The organism is Mucilaginibacter sp. (assembly GCF_025359345.1).
Lineage (GTDB): Bacteria > Bacteroidota > Bacteroidia > Sphingobacteriales > Sphingobacteriaceae > Mucilaginibacter.
This window is the reverse complement of sequence record NZ_JANYGQ010000025.1, coordinates 96,850-113,720: the sequence shown is the minus strand read 5'-3', so window position 1 is coordinate 113,720 and position 16,871 is coordinate 96,850. Positions and strand designations below refer to the sequence as shown.

Annotated in this window: 17 protein-coding genes; 7 read left to right on the top strand and 10 right to left on the bottom strand. The window is 39.1% G+C overall.

Annotated elements, in window-relative coordinates:
• Positions 1-29 precede the first annotated feature (29 nt).
• Genes Q0R52_RS15715 through Q0R52_RS15705 form a run of 3 tightly spaced genes read right to left on the bottom strand, consistent with a single transcriptional unit; the run spans position 30 to position 1,558 of the window.
• Entirely contained in the window at positions 30-410 is a 381-nt protein-coding gene (locus Q0R52_RS15715) for a hypothetical protein (RefSeq protein ID WP_295795922.1), read from the bottom strand.
• 30 nt (positions 411-440) lie between these two features.
• Positions 441-1,313 carry a HEPN domain-containing protein gene (locus Q0R52_RS15710; RefSeq protein ID WP_295795920.1) on the bottom strand — a complete coding sequence of 291 codons (873 nt, stop codon included), beginning with the start codon at positions 1,311-1,313 and terminating at the stop codon, positions 441-443.
• Positions 1,314-1,318: 5 nt separating this feature from the next.
• The gene (locus Q0R52_RS15705; RefSeq protein WP_295795918.1) at positions 1,319-1,558 is read right to left on the bottom strand and encodes a hypothetical protein; all 240 of its coding nucleotides are present in this window, start codon (positions 1,556-1,558) and stop codon (positions 1,319-1,321) included.
• A gap of 507 nt (positions 1,559-2,065) precedes the next feature.
• On the opposite strand from Q0R52_RS15705, the gene Q0R52_RS15700 reads away from it, so the two are divergent.
• The 4 genes from Q0R52_RS15700 to Q0R52_RS15685 all read left to right on the top strand — a co-directional run bounded on the left by Q0R52_RS15700 (position 2,066) and on the right by Q0R52_RS15685 (position 7,058).
• Positions 2,066-2,455 (top strand): helix-turn-helix transcriptional regulator, encoded by a 390-nt coding sequence (locus tag Q0R52_RS15700; RefSeq protein WP_295795917.1) that lies wholly within the window; start codon positions 2,066-2,068, stop codon positions 2,453-2,455.
• Positions 2,456-2,647: 192 nt separating this feature from the next.
• On the top strand, positions 2,648-2,890 hold the full coding sequence (locus Q0R52_RS15695; RefSeq protein ID WP_295795915.1) for a hypothetical protein: 243 nt from the start codon (positions 2,648-2,650) through the stop codon (positions 2,888-2,890).
• 752 nt (positions 2,891-3,642) lie between these two features.
• Positions 3,643-4,395, top strand: coding sequence for a GLPGLI family protein (locus Q0R52_RS15690; RefSeq protein WP_295795913.1), 753 nt, complete (start codon positions 3,643-3,645; stop codon positions 4,393-4,395).
• Positions 4,396-4,409: 14 nt separating this feature from the next.
• A complete protein-coding gene (locus tag Q0R52_RS15685) occupies positions 4,410-7,058 on the top strand; it encodes a carboxypeptidase-like regulatory domain-containing protein (RefSeq protein ID WP_295795910.1) in 2,649 nt (882 codons plus the stop codon).
• Positions 7,059-7,141: 83 nt separating this feature from the next.
• Here the strand turns inward: Q0R52_RS15685 and Q0R52_RS15680 are convergent, their stop codons facing one another.
• From Q0R52_RS15680 to Q0R52_RS15655, 6 genes are all read right to left on the bottom strand, one after another.
• On the bottom strand, positions 7,142-7,792 hold the full coding sequence (locus tag Q0R52_RS15680) for a hypothetical protein (RefSeq protein WP_295795906.1): 651 nt from the start codon (positions 7,790-7,792) through the stop codon (positions 7,142-7,144).
• Positions 7,793-7,832: 40 nt separating this feature from the next.
• Positions 7,833-8,777: a relaxase/mobilization nuclease domain-containing protein gene (locus Q0R52_RS15675; protein WP_295795903.1), complete on the bottom strand. Its 945-nt coding sequence runs from the start codon at positions 8,775-8,777 to the stop codon at positions 7,833-7,835.
• On the bottom strand, positions 8,758-9,150 hold the full coding sequence (mobC, locus tag Q0R52_RS15670) for a plasmid mobilization relaxosome protein MobC (protein WP_295795900.1): 393 nt from the start codon (positions 9,148-9,150) through the stop codon (positions 8,758-8,760). The genes Q0R52_RS15675 and mobC overlap by 20 nt, the downstream gene beginning before the upstream one ends.
• Positions 9,151-9,438: 288 nt before the next feature.
• Positions 9,439-9,699 (bottom strand): helix-turn-helix domain-containing protein, encoded by a 261-nt coding sequence (locus Q0R52_RS15665; protein WP_295795898.1) that lies wholly within the window; start codon positions 9,697-9,699, stop codon positions 9,439-9,441.
• A 10-nt stretch (positions 9,700-9,709) separates the two neighbouring features.
• On the bottom strand, positions 9,710-9,982 hold the full coding sequence (locus tag Q0R52_RS15660; RefSeq protein WP_295795897.1) for a DNA-binding protein: 273 nt from the start codon (positions 9,980-9,982) through the stop codon (positions 9,710-9,712).
• 159 nt (positions 9,983-10,141) lie between these two features.
• Positions 10,142-10,906: a hypothetical protein gene (locus Q0R52_RS15655; protein WP_295795895.1), complete on the bottom strand. Its 765-nt coding sequence runs from the start codon at positions 10,904-10,906 to the stop codon at positions 10,142-10,144.
• Between the two features lie 282 nt (positions 10,907-11,188).
• Between Q0R52_RS15655 and Q0R52_RS15650 the strand changes: the two genes are divergently transcribed.
• Genes Q0R52_RS15650 through Q0R52_RS15640 form a run of 3 tightly spaced genes read left to right on the top strand, consistent with a single transcriptional unit; the run spans position 11,189 to position 15,153 of the window.
• Positions 11,189-12,859: a histidine kinase gene (locus Q0R52_RS15650; RefSeq protein WP_295795893.1), complete on the top strand. Its 1,671-nt coding sequence runs from the start codon at positions 11,189-11,191 to the stop codon at positions 12,857-12,859.
• Positions 12,856-13,614 carry a LytTR family DNA-binding domain-containing protein gene (locus tag Q0R52_RS15645; protein ID WP_295795891.1) on the top strand — a complete coding sequence of 253 codons (759 nt, stop codon included), beginning with the start codon at positions 12,856-12,858 and terminating at the stop codon, positions 13,612-13,614. Before Q0R52_RS15650 ends, Q0R52_RS15645 begins: the two co-directional genes overlap by 4 nt.
• Positions 13,615-13,626: 12 nt before the next feature.
• Positions 13,627-15,153, top strand: a complete 1,527-nt coding sequence (locus tag Q0R52_RS15640; RefSeq protein WP_295795890.1) for a TlpA disulfide reductase family protein — start codon at positions 13,627-13,629, stop codon at positions 15,151-15,153.
• A 238-nt stretch (positions 15,154-15,391) separates the two neighbouring features.
• On the opposite strand, the gene Q0R52_RS15635 is transcribed toward Q0R52_RS15640, so the two are convergent.
• Complete coding sequence (locus Q0R52_RS15635; RefSeq protein ID WP_295795888.1) at positions 15,392-16,621, bottom strand: site-specific integrase; 1,230 nt, start codon at positions 16,619-16,621, stop codon at positions 15,392-15,394.
• Positions 16,622-16,871 lie beyond the last annotated feature (250 nt).

Genomic DNA, 16,871 nt, shown 5'->3' with positions numbered 1-16,871 from the left:
TAAAAACTTGGCTTTAACTTTCTCGTCAGCTATAAAACCCGGCCAGTAATAGCTGTCGAAATCCAAATAATGCCGCCAGGTAAGGCTATACATCCCATGTAAGCATGATAACATAGTTTTCTGTCCGGCATACCACAGGTACAGGCAACATCTAATTCATCTAAGCCCACATGCAGAGATAGCATATTTTCAGAATTATCAGGCAGTTTTACACTCACTGACACCAATCTATTTTTAAAGTTTTTGTATTCCGTATGGATGCCCCGGTGTGCCTTTCTGCCTTTGGGTACCGGAAAATGTTTCTCAAGTATTTCTCTCGTCAAACGTTGTTTGGGCTGTTCAAATGAAATGGTATAAAAGAAAGTGTCAGGTGATAAAACCGTACTCAACTTTGTTTTTTTAGCTGGCATGATATTACAGTTAGGTAATTAAGTAAAGATTCAATTCTGTTTAGGGATATGGCTAACCGCCGTCCGCAGGTCATTTATCTGGTCGATGCAAAGTTCCTCCGTAAGCGTTATCAATGCCCTTACTTGTGTGCAAAGGATATCTGCATCCTGACTGCTCACATTATATTCGTCCCGGTAACGGGCTTCCGAGTAACTTTTCAGTAATAGTTGGAATAGACGCTGATCTTCCCCGGTCTTGCGTGGAAATATGGCGGCGGGTTCGCCGGAAAAACAAAGGCATAAATTCAACAGGCGGGTAAGATTGTGCTTGTCTGAACGGTAAGCCATAAATACACCGATCATGGTAATACAAGCCTGTTCGACAGCCTGATGAAGCATAAAAACGGTATTGTCATAATATGCTTTTTCAAAACAATCGCCTGGCGCTTCCATAAAGCCTAAAGCCATTTGATACCGGTGATAAAAATGTTTTTCGGCCGTTGCCAGTGTGGTAGCGGGGTTCAGGTTCGGGTAACCCAGGTTTAACCGTAAGCCACTGGCCGTATATAACTGCATTCCCTCACGGCAAACTACGTTAAAAAAGCGGTTGCCCTGGCTTACCGCATTCGTTACCGTTTCGAGGCCATGCGCGATAATGGTAATGGCTGCCTGTTCAAAATGATTGTTGACATAATCCTGAACTTCATGCTCAATACGTGTTGGCTCTGTGGTGACCATGAGCAGGAAATAATGTGTATTACTTTGCTTGATCTCTTCAATAAAACAACTCGCTGCGGATTTCGTATCGTTCAGGCAGCCAAAACAAAGAATATATTCTGTTTGATACTGGCTTACCAGGGGAGTAATAATTTCTTCCAATTCCCTGCACTGAAAAGGAGAGAGATTGATATGCTTTCTTTCCATCGCATTTATTGGTTTTTTGCGTTATACTTTTCCAGAAATTCTTTTACTTCTTGTTCACTTTGGGTAAGGCGTTCCTTTAGGCGTTCAAGAAATGCGCTATCATCTGTTACAACGCCATCTTTTACGACGATATGAGGGGAGAAATCCTGTAAATCCGGTACAGTTGTTCTTTCGTTTCCTATATTAATAGTGCTTTTATACCCGGTGTTAAAGTAGATATTGATGTTATTAATAATGACTTTCATGATGGATTTGCTTTACGTTATATTCAAATTTCGACACGTGTAAAGCGGTACTGAACCCATAGCGCGTGTATTTTACTTATACGACCGTGTTGTTTACCGCCGATGCTCGGCCGCGTTCAGGTGAGCCGGAAGAGGTTATGAACACGCAGGCCATACTCAACTGTTAAGCAACCAAGAGCGCGTAGCCGGGTAAAATGTCAAGGCCGGCGGGGCCGCTGAAAGCGAACAACTCCCGCCGCTCTGTATAGCCTTTACTTTTTATCCCGGCGTGGGCTATCTTCGCTGTACAGGTGAATATGGAATGTGTCCTATCAAGGAGCGGTGGCCGGAAGCAAATCTGTTATGAGTGCAGCGAATTTCAGTTTTGCGGCGCGGCGCGAAGGCTGACGGCGCAATGGGACCCGGCACGCAGTGCGTGGTGCAATGAAGCCGTCTGCCGAAGCGAAGGGAATATTCCGTATATTACCCTTATTATTATCAAAAAGAAATCTTTGTATATTTGAAACTATGGAAACATCTACCAATACCAATGTCGGTCGAAAGATTGGCCGCATCCGTGAACTTCGGGGCATTAAACAGGAAACTCTTGCATCTGAATTGGGTGTGAGCCAACAAACTGTTTCCCGAATGGAACAAAGTGAGATTTTGGAAGACGATGTTTTAGAAAAAGTAGCTAAGATTTTAGGCGTGACGCCTGATGCTATCAAAAATTTCAGTGAAGAAGCTGTGTTTAACTATTTTAATAACTTTCATGATAACAGTACAGGCGACTTCCGTCATCATTGTACTTTCAACCCATTAGATAAACTAATGGAGTTGGTTGAGGAAAATAAAAAGCTTTATGAACGTTTGCTACAGGCAGAAAAAGAAAAAAATGAGCTTTTTAAGGGCAAATAACGCACTGCATGTATAAACAAACAGAACGATTAAAAAAACAATTGGTTGAAATTACTGATGCCGTTAACGCTTTCCGATCAGAGGCGGTGCAGATTATTGTGGCAGATCGTATTTTAGAGCATCTGAATACCGATAATCGCGATAGAAACGACAGGCATATCTTTATGCCGAAATCTGATATGTACTGAGAAGATGCTAGCCAAAGCAATAGATTACCGTTTTTATAAGCATGTTCAGTTCGTGGATGGATATTATGTTTGTGATTTAAAAAATGCAAAAGACATAAATATTTCGCCTGCTAATTTTACATCGTTATTAAATAACCTTAATCAAACCAACTCGTTTGCCAAAATAACGAGGGCACAGGGTAAAAAGATAGAAATGCAGCCGATTGATGATAAATATCTTAATTCGTTATTGGGGGATATAAATTAAACTGGAAATCTATTTTATTAGGCTGCTTATAACAGCGAGCTTTTTAATTCTACCTGAATGAAACTGCCTGAATATTACAGAAAGTGTTAGGGCCTTTTGTATTTTAAATCTCATTCACTGCTTCCTTAATTTCCATATTGATCATAAATTGGACTTCCCTCTTTGATTTATATCCCCCATAAAGAAAACCGGCTTCTTATCATACAATATGTTCAATTACAGAGAGACTGAAAACAGAAATTAAATCATTTTCAGAATAGGATAAATTATCGATTAAAAATTAATTAATATTTTATTGTTTTTTGCGGAATAATATATATCTTTAAAATAATTAATCTATAATCCTAAATTACTTATCTGACATGAAAAAAATTATCTTATCAACAGGAATCCTTTTCCTAACGCTTGCAAGCTTTGCAGGAACAAAATCAACCAATATTATTAACGAAACTAAATCGAAAAGAAATGTCGCGATCTCGAGTTATTCGTGGCTTATGGAAGCAGTTAGAATGACAGCAACTTACGTCAGCTCTTGCGGCGTAACCTGGAACTGCGTATCTCACGGAGCGACAGAAGGGGAAGCTGTGTCAAGAATGTATAGTTTAACCCAATCCTGTGACGCAGCTTGCGGCACGAACACTACTTTGATAGTGCAGTAATTGACAATTTATAAATTAACAAAATATTTAACCACGATTATAGTTTAATAAGGAATAGCGTCGTAAGATGCTATTCCTTTTTTAATAGAAGTTATGAGAGCCACAATATTATTTTTGATCGTCTTCCTATGTACGCAACAGAGTACCTTTTGCCAGGCGAAGAAGACAATAACTGCAACAGCACAGTACGAAGTCGTTTATCTCAAAAACGGGCAAAAAATAATAAACGATGTATGTCAATTGGATATCACAAAGTCCGGGAGTTATTTTTGTAGCACAGGAAAGCAGGAAAATTTGAGCCGCATTCAAAAAAAATATGAAAAATCGCAATCATCAGGGACACCTATGAAATTTGAACGTGGAGATTTGCTAACCAATTTATGTAATTTCGAGATTGAAAAGGATTATACCCGCAACAAGGCATTTTACATTCAGGACGTTGGTGATCAGTCGTTAGGATTTCAAGTTGACACATTAAGCTCTAAACGATGGAAATTACTACCTGAAACAGCTATGATTGGAAAACTGATGTGCCATAAAGCGTCCATGACTAAGGACACTATCCAAATAACAGCCTGGTATTGCATAGAAATACCGCTGCGCGATGGGCCTAATTATTTTTATGGATTACCGGGGTTAATAATTAAGGCTACTACAAACACCGGCTTTGACATTAAATTGACTTCGTTTAATTATGCCAAAGATCAAAACCGGATTTTAAATATTAAGTCGTATGCAGTGGTGAAAGAGTCGCAATTAAAAAAAGCGATGCTAAATCAAAGAGCGCTGAACAAAAATGGCACTTTGCCAAATGGTGATGCTTTGAAACAGGTCACAGGTAATTAATTCTATGAAAATTCGTGAAGTATAAGCTGTTATGCATATTTCTCTTTTGTCTTAAATTAAATGGACTGGCACAGATCATTGTTAAAGGAAAAGTTCATGATGCAACCGGGAAAGCAATTGATGGTGCGAATATCATATTATCCCAAAAATCGAATGGAGTAATTTTAACTTATGGAACAACCAATAAAGATGGCATCTTTACTGTTTCTTATACTTCACCAACTGATAGTTTAATCATTACTGCTTCTAATATAGGCTACGAAAAAGCGGCGCTATTGTTGTCCGGTAAAGACAGCCACTTTCTTGATATTTTGCTTAAACCATCAACAAATGATTTGAATGAGGTTGAAATCAAGGCAGTCAAAAATCCGATTAAAGCAAGGGGCGATACTATTAATTATGATGTTAAAGCGTTTTCAGATAGTAGCGACAGGGTTATTATTGACGTTATAAAAAAGCTGCCAGGCATAACAGTCACTAAGTCAGGGCAAATATTGTATAACAATAAGGCAATAAATAAATTATACATTGAAGGCAAGGATCTACTGGACAGCAGGTATAACATTGCGACCAACAATTTACCGTCCAACGATGTTGAACAGATCCAGGTTTTAGAAGACCATCAACCGATAAAAATTCTTGAAAACACCACCCCCTCAGATCGTGCCGCAATTAATATCAGGCTAAAAGATAATGCCAAATTGCGCCTTTTGGGAAATGCGCAGCTGGGTGCAGGTGTTCCGGGTAACTTAAGAGACGACAATTTAAGTCTTCTGAAGTTTAGTAAGGGGCTTCAGTTTATTAACACTGCAAAGACAAACAATACTGGCGACAACCTCGATGAGGAACTTTCCCAACAATATTTCTCGCCTAATTATTATGAAAGCGGCAGCTCAAAACAAGACCTGGCTAAAATTGCGATGCCGTCAAAACCCCCTATAGATCAGAACCGGTACTGGTTTAATAATAACAATTTGGGAACGGGAAACTATCTTGTGTCTTTAAATAAAACTTTAGACCTTAAGCTGAACACAGCCATTGAAACCGATGCTGTTTCTGCAAATCCAAGTTCCCTGACCAACATTTATCTCCCTAAAGATACTATTAGGATCAATGAAGGCCACGCCGGGAAACAATCGGTTACAAAGCTGATCACTGGCCTCGCCCTACAAGCTAATAAAAAAGATTTTTACCTAAACAATGATTTACGCTATGAGCAAATTTGGAGCAGTCAATCCGATTACATTTCAAATGGAAGTATCAGCCAGCAACTCAAAAACCCCTTTCAAAGTTTTACAAACAATTTAAATGGATTTATAAGTGTAGCTAATAATATCGTTGGCTTTAGCTCATTTACTGCATTTAATAACCTGCCGCAAAACCTAACTGTGTCGCCGGGGCTTTACCCTGATATTTTGAATGCAGGCAACCCTTTCGAAGGGTTATTTCAACAAATTCATAAGCAAACGTTTTATACAAATAATTATTTAACCTATGTAAAGAAGTTGAAACTGATAAACTTTACTAACTCGCCTGGGATTACGGTCAGAAGCGAAACGTTAGGAAACGATTTAACCAAAAAAATCAGTAATGATCGCATGCCTGTTGGATCATTTTATCAGGACACCATTAAACGAAACATGCTGAGACTCTATGATGAATTAGGGGTGACCGTCATTAATGAAGGCTTCAACGGTTCGCTAACTGCCAAAATTAGTTATAATTCACTTGATGATTCAGCCCTGAAATTAGAGCGATCTTTCAATAAGTTATTCTTTGAGCCGCAGTTGTATTTTAAGTTCAACTTAAATAACTATTTTTCAAATAGTATAACGCTGGCAATGAATAATAAACTGGATGACAACACTTCACCGGGTTTTATTTTAAATGATTATAGAAGCTTTTATGTTAACGATGCACCTATAAGCCAAGTGAACAATAAAACGCTGTCCTATCAATTGAACTATAAAAATACTATTACGGGCATTTTTTCCAATTTAAATTTCCTTTATACCAGCAGCAGGTCAAATGTAATGACTGACGATCAGTATGATAGCACACTGACTGTAAGGAAATATATTGCTTTTTCAAACCAGTCACAATACCTTAATACATCATTAAACGTAAGTAAATTTTGGTTATCCCTCAAAACGACTTTAACCCTACATCTTAATTATGCTTTGAACATTGCAGAGCAACTTCAACAAGGCAATTTACTGCACTTTAGGAATAATGAGTATACTGTAGGCACAAAAATCAATAGTAATCCGAATGACTTTATCACTTTGACCCATAACGCCGAACTAACGGTATACGAAAATGATTCGGAAACAGCTGGGCTAAACACGCATTATGATCCGGTTTATTCTTTTCGCCAAACCCTAAAAGCGACTATATTTCTTCCCTGGAAAATCCAGGCAACAGGGAATATAGAGCAGTATATTAATTCTACAACTGGTTCAAAGCGTACGAATGCTTCATTCGTTGACCTTACATTGCAGAAGAGGCTGATGAAAAGAAAGCTTGATTTTGGAGTTACCGCATCAAATTTATTCAATACGAAAAACTACATTGATTATGTTTATTCAAATAACATCTTGACTACTGCTAACTATCCTTTAAGGGGACGAATGTTAATGGTTAAGGCAATGTTTCAATTTTAATAAATTTTATAATTCCGTTAACAGAGGGTAGCCCTTTATCAGAGAATAAAAAAGAAATGCCGTTTTATATGAGTCACTTAGAATTACCGCCTGTCGCTGTTTTTTGCATGGGTTTTTACAGGTTGGCTTTTACGTTTCATTGTCCTTAACTTTTCATCTGCCATTTTGCTTTCTTCGGCAGCCTGCTTCGCTCGAAATTCTGCTTCTGACATAGTTTGCTGTTCATCAATGTTGGATTTTGCTTTTTTAAGCAAGAAGTCGGCATTGGTGAGATAAGCGGTATCAATATATTTTGCCACATTGGGATAAAAGCCCCGTAAAATTAGGAATTTGTTTGTTTCATCAGCTCTGCGATTGTTTTCAATCCACAAGCCTATCGAGATAGCAAGCATAATGGCGGTGGCAAGCCCTAATCCTAAAATTGTCCTGATTACAAATTTTGCTTTGGTATCAAACTGAACATTATACTTAACAGGTATTTCTTTGGGTATGGCATTGATTTTTACATCAAAGCCATTCATTTGTCTATCAAAACGCTCTAATTGCTTGGTATTTTCCAGCGTTTGCATTTCGGCTGTTTCTGTTACCTTACTTTCCAATTCCTTAACTTTTGATGGCAGGGAGCTTAAACCAAGTTCCTCAATTTTGGACTGTCTTTTTTCAAGGTCTGTAACCTTTTTAGCCATACTATCTATAATCTCTTGCTGCATGTTATTTTCTTCGTGCGTTCCCATGTCTTAATAATTTTTTGTTGTTCATTAATTTTGTTGTTTATTACCTGCTAATGCCCTGGCTTTGGTCTTGATCGTTATCCCGACCCTTTCTTTTTCTCCTGCGGTATGGATCAGGTTCTGGTGTAATTATCGGAATGCGGCCAAACAAATCAATTACGGACTGGTGGCTGGATTGCTCTTTAACTGGCCCCCTGTTTATGACTTCCCTTAGCTGTTGCGCTAAGGTCGGGCGTTGCTCTTCTGCCTGCTTCTGCTGTGCCTGCTGCTCAATCTGCTTGCTTAACCTGCCATAGCTTAAACTACGGTCAATCTCCGACCCTTTAAACTTATAGTCGCCCTTACTAAAGCTGATACCTTGTTTTTCCAACGTGCCGCTTTTGTATTTGAACTGCATACCGATACCCTGCTTCAACAATTCCTGTTTAAGCTCTGCCATACTGGTAACCTTTTGGCTTACCGCTTTAATGGTATCGAATAATTCGTATTTTAACTTATCGATACCTTTTAGCTGCTGACGGTTAACCTTTTCCTTACCTTGCCCGATGTGCATGCCATGCTTTAAGGTTAGGTCTTTGCTGATCTTAATATTTTTGAGGTGCTGGAAACTATCAGGTATGGTTTTACCCTCATTATTAACCCGGTTATAAACGATATGAATATGCGGGTGCGCCCGGTCTTTATGCTTAACGATCAGTAACTGCGTGTCCTGTATTTTCATTTTTTGCAGGTACTCTTTGGCAATACTGACCATTTTTTCATCGTTCAACTTGTCCTTATCCTCGAGGCTCCAGCTTAACGAAATATGGCCTACTGCCTGACCTAAACCGGGGTTCATCTTTCGCTGCATATTAAAATCGGCAATGATGTGCGCTGTCTTGTCGATGCGCACGCCATCCGCATAAAGTATGGCCGCCTCTTTTTTGAGGACGTTATACTCTATGCAGCCGCCGAAGCTTTTGCCCGGCTTAGGTATCTTGGCGATCATGTTCGTTAAAGTATTTTAAGGCTTGGTCAATTTCGATCAGCAGCGCATCGCATTTTCGTGCTATCGTTAAGATGCCATCCCTATGCGCAAGTTTTGTTAACTGATTCAGGTTGTTGGCTAAACCTGCTAACATCCGCAGGACCTGGGCATCTTCCTTTGTTATTCTTGCCACAACTTTGGCGGTTCTTGCGGCTGCTCTTATCCAGTCGCTCAACCGCATACTGGCATCCTTAGCTTTGGCAACCATCATAAAACGCTCCGTTGCTGTCAACCTCACTTTCACATGATTTTCTCGCCTGATTTTCACTTTTGGTCTTCCGCCTTTGTGTTTCGGATTATCGTTAACTGCTTTTAATTTTTCCTTAGCTTCCATAATCTTCCCCTGTCTTTAACCATCTCTTTTCGATATCCCTTTTTGCGACCATCGGGAGCAAAAAGCAAGTTTGCCGACCCGCCAAAGGCGCGGGCGGAGTTTTTGGGTACCAAAAACACAAACTTGCTTCCTATCGGAAAATGCCTTTTGTTAACGGCCTCCGGCCGGTATAGACAACTATACAGCTATACCGCAAGCGGTATGCTGTGCCGCCCTTTTACCAAAGCTTCGCTTTGGTCTTCGCCTGTTGCTTTTTCCGATGCTTCGCATCGGAGCTGCTTTTTTCCCTCACCTGGCGTTGCCCTCCAATAGCTTTTCAATGTCTTCTAACTTGTAATAAAGCAGCCCGCCGATCTTGGTATAACGGAGTGTTCCGTTAACTCTTAAATTCTGCAAGGTGCCAGGCGAAATGTTTAATAGCTTCCTGACTTCATAGCTTTTCAGCCATTGTTTGCTTTGTCCCTGACCGGGTTTTATAAGCCCCTTGATCTCGCCTAATAAACTCTCGATCCTACGTATATCATCCTTTGTGATAAATTCAATGTTCATCTTTCCCTCCCTAATCTTTAATTTTTTGTTGCATGATTTTGAGCACTTCGCTCATTTTGAAATACACCCTTTTGTGCAGGCGCAAAAAAGGTAATCCCTTTTTCATCCAGTCCGTGACAGTCACCAATGACACTCCTAACTCGTCCGATAGTTCTTTCTTGGACAATAGCCGTTCATTGATCTGTTGGGGCGGGCTATCTCTTTTCTTAAAATGTTCCTGTAATTCGTCCCTGACCGCATCCCTGATGCAGTGGCTTAGGGCTTCGTAATTGATTATTTCCATGCCGCAAATGAAAGCAGAAAAACAGCGCATGGCTGACCCCCAAAAATTCGAAGGTCAGATTTGATGGGTTATTGAAAAGATAGAGACACAACTAATAAACTCTAATACAGATAGTTGTTAAAAGGTGAGGATTAAAGCAGGTATAGTTAAAGTGATATTTTACAAGCTTCTTTTCCTTGCAGGAATGATGGTAAAAAGCTGATCTTTCTTAGGTATGTCTTTATATTTGGTAAGGTCGTCACTGTTCTCCGGTGGGAAATAAGGCTTTACGCTCTCAAAGTTGATTTCTTTTCCGCCCACTCTGAAGTACTTGGCGATCATCTTGCACCATATGTTGAGCGTAGTGGCATTCGTGAGTTCCTTATTGTCTTCCAGTTTAAGCTCCCTGATCTGTAACATAAGGTGATATAGCGTTTTGTGCCTCCCTTCGCGAATGTCAATGTAATCTTTGGTCTCTAATTCGCGCAATTTTTTATTTTCCTCTTTCAGCTTCTTATTTCCGCTGATAAGCTTGGCGATCTCTTCCAACTGGCGTTTAATTGTCTCCTGGTCGGTTGACTGTATAAACCACTGGTCAAGCGTGTTCAGGTATTCCAAAAACTCCTGCAATTGCAAACGGTTTCGGCGTTCCCGGGCATGTTTCGAGGTATAGCGGTCTTTGTTGACAAGCTCGCTGATCGCATCAGTTATGATTTGCTTGACGTGAATAAAGAACTCCTGCTCGGTTGCATCATTATGTTTCATTAAAAAGAAGTTGAGGTGATGCTGATATAAAGACTCGTATTGATCTTTCTTCTTTCTGTAGAGGCGATAAAGGAAGTGATTGTCTTCATTACCCTTTTTCCATGGCAGAGGAAAGCCGACATCGTTTGTGCTTTTATCGAAGTCGAATAAATTTCGATGTTTAAAATATTGCAATCGCATAATGATAGTTTATACTACAAATTTATGCCAAACATCGTTGAAGCTAATCACAATTTGCGGGATGAGTTGACGATATAGTAAAAAGCAGCTCCCAAGAATACCAAAAAAGGACATTACCCCACCCGATTCAAATTAAGGCATACCAGATTCAAATCAGCATATCCTAATAAGATTTAAAAGCTTTACTTTGATATATATAATCGAAATTAGCGAATGCGTGGTATCATCATATTCTTGCTTTTTTGTTTTTTAGGTTTGTGTTGCCAGGCACAAAAGCCTGTCATGCACTTGGATAGTATCAACCCGGTCATTCGGTACGATAGCCACGGCGATTCTATTCGCAAGTATTTTTCTTCAACATATTTTAATTATGAAAACTCCCGCTCAAAGAATAAAAATGTATTAATTGCTGCATTTTACTCTAATAAACTGGCGGTTAACTATCGTCAGGCTTTGCAAAAGATTCCCAAGCTAAAGGAATACGGCAATCCCGGATCACAATCGTATATACAAATGATTGACGGCTATGCCGGGAAATATGCTATCCCTATTTTTGATTCGTCAGGAATCATTATAACCGTTAATGGCATCAACCCGAAAAACGTTGGCCAATATCAATTCAGGGTGATAGAGGATAAGCAAAAAGTTGTGTTGCCATGGTCAAAGCCGAAGTTGTTTTGCAGGGCATATTTAATGACTAAAATTGCTGATCCTGATAAAGAAGATGAGCTATCAGCCTATTTAGGTCAGTTTAAGGCAGCATATGGTACAGCACTTACCTTTCAGGTTCGCAAAATAAGCACACCAGATAGCATTAATGCTTCGGTAACGGCTTACTGGGTAAAATGGCGGCCGAGAGTTGTTGGGGTGTTCACGTTTTCGCAGTTGCCCGATTTTTTAAGCATTTTTAAAAAGCAGTGGACAAGTCCGCTGGAAAACCCGAACCAAGCCGATTGGAGCAAGGATACTGTTTTGAAACTAAAAAAAGACTTTAGCTACAATGAAAACAACCTGATCTTTTATTTAGACGATATTATAAAATCGAAAAGTATCATTGAATATAACCTGGTAAACGGGAAAGACAGTACAGGCTGGACGGTGAATGATTTCGATTTTAATTTGGTTTGGCTTAAAAATCTTTCGCCCGGCAAATACCGGCTTAAAATTCGTTACAGTGTACAGCGTGATAATATATGCACCTATGCATTTACCATACAAGCGGCCTGGTACCAAACTGTCTGGGCAAAGGCCGCTTTAAGCTTGCTTGGCATATTGGCTACCGGATTTTTGCTGTTGCTGTGGAGGTCAGGGAAACAGGCGGAAAAACTAAAAGAACAGCGTATTTCAAAGCAGTTGGTGCAAACAGAGCTCAAGTCTATCCGGTCGCAATTTAATCCGCATTTTGTGTTTAATGCACTAAGCTCTATACAAGGGCTAATCACAAAGAATGACCCGCAAAATGCATCGAAATACTTAATTGAGTTCAGCAATTTAATGCGCGATTCATTAAAGGCCAGTGATAAGGAATTTGTAAGTATCTCAACCGAAATAAAGATCCTGGAGAGTTATTTAGCGCTGGAAAAGCTCCGGTTTGGATTTTATTATCAAATTAAGGTTGACGGGCAGATAGATGCCAGCGCTCTCGAAATACCAGCCCTATTTCTGCAACCATTGGTAGAGAATGCGGTAAAGCACGGCATATCGGCCTTGCAGAAAGACGGACAACTGTTTGTGCTATTTGATAAATTGAATAATGATATGGTGGTGAGCATAAACGATAATGGCAAAGGGTTTTATAAAAATAATAGCAGTAACGGGTTTGGCCTTCAGCTAACAAAGGAGCGGATAAAGTTATTAAACCAGACACTTAACGACCAGCATATTGAGCTTTTTATGAAAAGAACGGACAACATAACCAAGGTGATTATCCATTTTAAAAATTGGCTGATATGATACGAGCGGTAGTTATCGACGACGAAAAGAACAATATAGAAAATATTGAACGCTTGCTTAAAGAGCATGAACTGCCTGTAGTAATTGTAGGCTCAGCTACAAATGCCGATGAAGGGGTTGGTTTGATTACAGCCACACTTCCAGATCTGTTGTTTTTAGATATTCAGATGCCGGATAAGAATGGCTTTGAGGTGCTTAAAGCTTTGCCGCATTACCAGTTTGAAGTGGTTTTTGTTACCGCTTTTGACAACTATGGTATACAGGCAGTTAAGTTTTCAGCTATTGATTATTTATTAAAACCGATAAATCCTGAAGAATTAAAAGAATGTGTAAGCAAAGTAAAAGCAAAGCTTAACAAAATGAAGGCGAACCTTCAACTTGAAAACTTAATGGATTTTATTAAAGATAAGGACGCCAAAAGGGAACACAAGTTGGCGCTGGCCTCGACCAAAGAGATCAGATTTGTACATACGGGGGATATTATCCGCTGCGAATCGTCAAACGCTTACACTCAATTTTTTTTATCTGACGGAAACAGCATTCTCGTATCTAAGCCCATTTTTGAATACGATGAATTGCTCACCGGCTATGACTTTATCCGCTGCCATCAATCACACCTGGTAAATATTAAATATATAAAAAGCCTGGTTAAAGAAGATTCGGGCTACCTGTTAATGAACGATGACACACACATCCCGATATCCCGCAACAAAAAAGAAAACGTACTAAAAGCCTTAAATACAATTAAAAAATAAAGCATCACACCTATGAAACACCTCATATTTTTGCTACTGGCCTGTTGCTGCATGCAGTTAAGGGCGCAAAACACGGCTCCGCTTACTATCGAAGATAAAAAGATGGATGCCTACCTAACGGCCCGTAAACCGGCCACCTTAACTATCCAATTAAATAACTTGCCCGATAGCGTTAAAAAAGTAAATATCAAATACACATTAGTACAACTGGGCATCGCATTTCAAGCTACAAGGTTCACCGAAACGAACACTGCAGGGTCAGCTAAAATTGTTCTCGATCAAAATTTACCCTATCAACAAATTTGGCTTGAGGCAGGTGACTATTTATACGCCGGCATCTATGTTAATTCAGGGTTAACTATCACCATAAACGCACGCAAAGTACCTAAGGATGGCGCTTACATGATTGGCGAGGGAATAACCTATTCGGGCACTGACGGAGAGTTGAATACCGTTATGAATAAACACGTATTGTTCAGGAAAAAGGAAAGGGGGAGTATTAATGACAGCCTGCGCAACGTTTGCCATGCGAGAAAGAAATATAATGAGGACACATTCGCCTTTAAAACCGATTCTATACTTCAACTGCTTACTAAAATAGATAACGATTTTATTGTCGGGTACCCTGCTTATAGTTGGGCAGTTAAGAATGAAACCTTGTCTGATTATTACGGAAATATTTGCGTAGCTTATTGGAACAACGTGATGCCCAATAAACTTTTTAAAGCGATAAGCGTTCATCAACCTTATTTTATCAGTAACGATGGTGTTGGTTATTATAATTACCTGGGTATTTACAGCCTAACCCAGGAAAATTTTAAACAAAAAAATGTGGTATTCGGGACCATTAAGCTATTTGACAGTTTATACACGCAGCAAAAGGCAGACGTATTTAAACTATTCCTGTTGGAAAAAGAGAAGGATAACTACGCCGTCTCCTACTCACAAATTATTAACGGGATAAAAACAAGCTGGTGCAAGAAAATAGCAACGACCGAATTGGCTAAAGTAAGCGCCAATCAAAAACGGATAGACAGCCTGTTTGCGCAGTCAAAAAAACTGGACAAAGCTGATATTGGAACCCCTTTGGTACAATTATCTTTTGATGCCCGACTGTATAGTTTAGATACAATAACCAACATTGATAATTTTATTGTGACCCTTAAGCAAAAATTTCCCAGCAAAGCCATTATTCTCGATTTTTGGGCTACCTGGTGCGCCCCATGTATAGCTGATATGCCCTACAGCAAAAAGCTTCATGAGAAAAATAACGACTTGCCTATTGAATACATTTATCTGTGTACTAACAGCGGCTCAACTATGAAAGTATGGAAAAACAGGATTGGCGATATGCAAATTCCGGGTACGCATATTTACGTAAACGATAAAATTATAAACAAGATAAAAACAGCCCTTAATGCGGGAGCCGGTTATCCTGCTTATGTTGTCATTGATAAAAATGGCAAGGTAAATGCAAAAGCTATTTCGTATATGCAATCATTAACCCGAGAAAGCATAAAAAAAGCTGTCGGCATTTAGTTAGATTAAAGTATGCGCTGTCACAAACTGTAACGGTCAATGCGACAAGTCGGCTTTTATTCAGGAATTCGCGAACTATTATTGGTATATTCCATTTTCTCGGTAGCACTTACCTGTTAAGTAAAAACAAGAAAATTTTCCTTAAAGCAATAACCTATACCTACCAAAATACCATCACTAATTTAATATTCAACTCGGAAGTACCTCCCGAGTTGAATATTAATTACTACAATGATTATCATAATTTTAATCTTTTGCTCAGTTGTGCCATGTCATCAGTTAATTTGCTCTCAACCACTTTAGCATAAATTTGTGTTGTGGTCAGTTTGCTATGCCCTAACAATTTACTTACAGTTTCTATAGGTACGCCATTGGTCAATGTTACCGTAGTGGCAAATGTATGGCGGGCAATATGAAAGGTAAGGGGCTTGGTAATATCGCACGTATCGGCAATTTCCTTTAAATAGCTGTTCAGTTTCTGATTACTTAGCGTTGGCAATACCTTGCCCTCGGCTATTGCTTGTGGATGCCCTTTGTATTTTTCGATGATCGCTAAAGCTTTTGGTAACAAAGGCACTCTAACAGGTTCGTTTGTCTTTTGCCTGTTGGTAGCAATCCAAATGTTATTCTCGGATTTCTCTATCAGGTTAGCAGGCGTTAGATTAAACACATCAATATAAGCCAATCCTGTGTAGCAACTGAAAACAAAAAGGTCTTGAACTACCTGTAACCGTACAATATTGAATTTCTTAGCTTCAATTCTTGCCAATTCGTCTTTGGTTAAATATTCCCGTTCTACCTTATCAAATTTCAACTGGTAAGCGTGAAAGGGGTTGCGGTCTATCCATTCCAACCTTACAGCAAGATTAATCATCTTGCAAAACCTTTCAATATGTTTCATCAGGCCATTGTTATTTAGAGCTTTTTGGCCTTTCTCCGGCGTTCTGTTGCGCAGGTAGTACTCGAAGTCCGTAATAAACTTATAGCTTAATTCTGATAGGTATTTATCGCTGGTTTTAAAGCGCTCTTTGATGAACTCTTTAATATACTTCTGCGTAGTATAATAGTTTTTCATCGTGCCTGGCTCCAATAGCTGCCCTTGATCTGAATTATGATACTCCATTAATTTACATAATGTAAACTCGGCCTGATCGCCCCCGGTAACTTTTTCTTTTAAGAGTTCTGCGGTAATAAATTTTTTCTGCAATAAAAGCTGTTGGTAGCTGTCAATAATTCCAGCCTTAAATTGGTCAAAGTATTTATTCAATTTAACGGTTTCTTCGCGGCTGCCCTTTGCCATTCCTTTAGTAGCATTCCAATTATTTTCCTCAATAGAGCGTTTAACAGATATTTCTATACGCTTGCCGTTTACAGTAATGCGGGCATAAATCGGTGATTTTCCCGCTTGAGTAGTCTTTTGCTTTTTTAGATAAAAAGCAACTCCAAAGGTGTTGTTTGTGGTACTCATAGCTATTTCAATTAATAATTTACAAAAGCATGGTTTTGACTGATTTGATATGTCCCTTGAAAAAGGGTCACCGGTCTGAATAAAAAACAGGTATCAAACCGTATCAAAATGTGTCAAAATAAACTAATCAATTAATTGACTATCAGTACGTTATAATGCTTTTGGTGACCCAAACGTAATAAATTAAAATGGGTAACCGAATAGGTCTCATTTTCTTTGGTTTTACTTGAATAACTTGGGTTGAAATAAA